We start from the raw sequence: 1,065 nt of genomic DNA, 5'->3' as shown, positions 1-1,065 counted from the left end.
GAAAAGAACAGCGAACTTGCCGGTCTGGACGCATCGCTACAACTTTGTGCGTCCGCATACGGCTCTTGGCAGAAAACCTCCAGCCTCAAGGCTGAGCGGAGGGTGAACAACGTGTTGACACTCTACACCTAGGCACGCCTTTGGGCCTCGCTCCATCAAGGATCGGCTTGTTACAAGAGGTGCAAAAATGCTCAGCCTAGGGGCGCACCCGCGTTTTACCTGTACAACTGTTCACCATGCCGAATTTATGGTTGGCGTGCCTTATCGTTATACCAAGGAGTTTATCCATCCTGTTGTTCGTAATGGCATTTTGCAAAATGAACTATTTTATTTGTATGTCTATTATCGAGAATGCAATATTGAACGAAATAGAAATCGTAAAATATGGGAACGCTTTCCCCACGGGCAAAAGGCATGCTGTGGCAAAAGTTTTTTCTATAGTTATAATATCAAAGATTTCTACGAACATTCAGTTTCTATGATGCAAGAAGATATCTATATTTGGCTTAATCATCCGCCGACAAACAAACCATACAGGAAATAATAATGATCCGCGGCACTTGTTCATTGCCATTTCTAGCATCAAGAAATTATATTCAATCAACACAATTTATTACTTTGTGTAATGATATTGCAAAGCAACATCATCTTTATCCTGTAGACATTTCTGCAAAATTTTTTCAGCCACTGACAAAAAATATTTTATGGTATTGGGTGGAAAATGGCGAAGAAGTGCCCATTAAGCCCTATGCCTCCTGTCATATGGTTGCTGAAAAATTGAATGCAACGCTTTATTTTGAGAATGGTGAGGAAGAGATTAAAGAGCGTATAGCCTACAATGAAGATGTATTCATTCAAGGTGCAGAATATGGCACAGATGCTGCTTCATGCACGGTGACTGAACCTGCATTTTTTGTAAACTCCTGTGTTGCCCTAGGTGTAGAGTGTCAACACGTTGTTCACCCTCCGCTCAGCCTTGAGGCTGGAGGTTTTCTGCCAAGAGCCGTATGCGGACGCACAAAGTTGTAGCGATGCGTCCAGACCGGCAAGTTCGCTGTTCTTTTC

The 1,065-nt window shown here is 42.8% G+C and carries 2 protein-coding genes and 1 pseudogene; 2 read left to right on the top strand and 1 reads right to left on the bottom strand.

Annotated elements, in window-relative coordinates; genetic code table 11:
* On the top strand, positions 1–106 hold a 106-nt coding region (locus FYJ44_RS14390; protein WP_154508122.1), incomplete at its 5' end, for an integrase core domain-containing protein.
* Between the two features lie 36 nt (positions 107–142).
* Positions 143–544, top strand: a pseudogene (locus FYJ44_RS15090) (AAC(3) family N-acetyltransferase); the annotation flags it as partial.
* Positions 545–959: 415 nt separating this feature from the next.
* Here the strand turns inward: FYJ44_RS15090 and FYJ44_RS14380 are convergent.
* A partial coding sequence (locus tag FYJ44_RS14380) for an integrase core domain-containing protein (RefSeq protein WP_154508122.1) occupies positions 960–1,065 on the bottom strand: 106 nt, incomplete at its 5' end.

The organism is Desulfovibrio porci (assembly GCF_009696265.1).
Lineage (GTDB): Bacteria > Desulfobacterota > Desulfovibrionia > Desulfovibrionales > Desulfovibrionaceae > Desulfovibrio > Desulfovibrio porci.
The sequence above is the reverse complement of the archived record's forward strand: the minus strand, read 5'-3'. Positions and strand labels throughout refer to the sequence as shown.